At 60.8% G+C, this 2,208-nt stretch carries 1 protein-coding gene and 1 pseudogene; both read right to left on the bottom strand.

The annotated features are described in order from the left end of the window. Positions 1-1,236 precede the first annotated feature (1,236 nt). The gene (locus ACFFN1_RS05785) at positions 1,237-1,539 is read right to left on the bottom strand and encodes a transposase (protein WP_376839476.1); all 303 of its coding nucleotides are present in this window, start codon (positions 1,537-1,539) and stop codon (positions 1,237-1,239) included. A gap of 163 nt (positions 1,540-1,702) precedes the next feature. Beyond that, positions 1,703-2,208: pseudogene (locus tag ACFFN1_RS05780) on the bottom strand (transposase); the annotation flags it as partial.

Raw genomic sequence — 2,208 nt, 5'->3', positions numbered from 1 at the left:
CCATCTCATGGAACCGGCCCAAGGAGGTGCACCTGGGCCTGGCCGACCCCACCACCCCGACATTCAAAACCAAGGAAATCCTGCCAACTACTTGACGCGGGACAACATCATCGAAACGACGGCCCGGATCAGCCGTCGCCCATTGGTGCAGTTTCGTCTGCATTCTCAGTACGCGCGCCCACGCCTCCGAAGAGTCAGCTGGCCACGAAACATCCGCATTCACGGCTGTATCTCCCCTACTGCTTCTCAATCCTGCGATCACACTGGACCCCTTCGCCATGCGACCGGCTTTCCCAGCCCCGGACTACTACAGGCCCTCCGCCCCACCCCGACCCGATCAGCAGACCGTGCACTCAGCCCTCGGCGCCGTCGCTGGCAGCGACGTTCCTCCGGCAGGACCGGGATGGTTCCCACGTTCACTTTCGAACCCTTCGACGGGATCGGCACCCAGTTATGCCCCAGCATCCTCGCCACAGCTACGCCGCAGGCTTTCACCATGGCCTCCCGACCGGCGACATCACCCAGCCCAGGAGTTCCCCACCGCCGAAACGGCGCAGGTACGCGATGCAACCCGACCCACATCCACCAGGTTGGAGTCGGTGGTTTTCAATTGAGGGGCTTTCAGCCACTGGTTCCTATCCGTATGCCTCTCCGCCTCGCTAGCCAAGCCCGCACCATCTGGCAGTACTGATACGACTCGTCGTTGTCAAGGACTGCTCCACCCACCACGCTCACGCCAGCACAGCAGATCGTCCTCCAGCTATCCCACGCCTGCTGCGACAGACGCGAAGCGGTGTCCTTTCACCACCGCAAGGCTCGAAAGCGCCTCGTGGCGCTCAATGTCCGTTAGCCAGACCTCGTTGATGGTTGTGGCTGTGAAGTCACGTTCGACGAGGTCATCACAGACCGGCAGGCCGGGCTTCTTGCCGTGTGTGCGGGCGCGCTTAACTGTGAGGGAAAACAGCTGTTGCCTGGAGCACAGTCGCCACACGCGACGCTCAGAAGCGCAGTAGCCGGCAGCAGCGAGTTCATCAGCGATGAAACGAAATCCGATACTGGCGGGTCATCTGCATGGATGTCGTAGGCGGCATTGAGCAGGTGCGCCTCATCCCAGTCCCGATCAGAGACCGGATTCGCGCACCACTGGTAGAACCCCTGCTTCGAAAAGCCGAGCACCCGACAGGTCACCGCCACCAGCACCCCGGTGGCAGCAAGGTCACGGTACCGGCGGGTACGTCATTTTGGGTGCTGACCGCCGAGCTTCACGTTCGCCTGCGAGAGATACGCTGCTGCCTCACGCAGGATCTTGTTCTCCCGTTCAAGCTCTCGGACGCGTTTGAGCGCTGCCGCCTGGGCCCGTACCTCCTTGGGATCGCGGGAGGGCTCGAAGCCGTGCTCACGCAGTCGAGCATCGCGCACCCAGGCTTGCAGGGCTGACTTCGAGATCCCGAGATCAGCACACACCTGCTTCTGGGTCATTCCGTCGTTGACGAGTTCGAGCGCTGATTGCTTGAACTCATCGGTGTAGATCTTGGGCATGACTTCTATCCTTCCTGGAATCTATCCAGTCGTGAAGTCAACCAAACCATCAGCAGTCCCAAGCGCGTCGCGGCGTAGCCACGTGGCGTATTCCATCCTGGCAACGGGGTGGCGTTCCCGAGACTTCGGTGAACGGCAAAACTTCCAGAGTGCGAAAAGAGGCTCATCGTAATTGAGAGTATAGAACTGGTCTGAAGCCACCGGAGTCGAGCAGACATCTCGCGATGTAGTGCGTGAGGTTGCGGAACCCCAGCGCTGAGCCCCGTAGANCAGGACATCAGCAGCTCGACGCTTCAGAGTCCGTCCTAACCGCTTGAGTTCGGCCAGTCCTGTCGGCAGATTCGTCGTCAGATCGTCGATGACTGATTGTAAGAGCTTCTTGCCCTCGTTGCCGTCGTTGGTTCGGTAGGCGCGCACAATGTCTTGATAGACGGCCCAGGTGACTTCGACGGCGGTGAAGTTGGCGTCGGCGAAGAGGTCTACGATCTTCTCCTGCTGTTTGGCCGTGAGCAGATCAGCACCGGTGTGCAGAGTCCTGCGCGCCCGATACAACGGGTCTGTTGTTCGTCCGCGATGCCCGGTGGTTTCCTGCTGAATGCGGCGGCGTACCTCGTCGAGGGCATCACCGGCGAGTTTGACGACGTGGAACGGGTCCATGACTTCGACAGC

The organism is Brevibacterium otitidis, from assembly GCF_042429315.1.
Taxonomy (GTDB): Bacteria; Actinomycetota; Actinomycetes; order Actinomycetales; family Brevibacteriaceae; genus Brevibacterium; species Brevibacterium otitidis.
The sequence above is the reverse complement of the archived record's forward strand: the minus strand, read 5'-3'. Positions and strand labels throughout refer to the sequence as shown.

What these genes read in the sequence shown, in the direction of transcription:
- ACFFN1_RS05785 (WP_376839476.1), bottom strand. Translation starts at nt 1,539, where the DNA reads ATGCCCAAGATCTACACCGATGAGTTCAAGCAATCAGCGCTCGAACTC.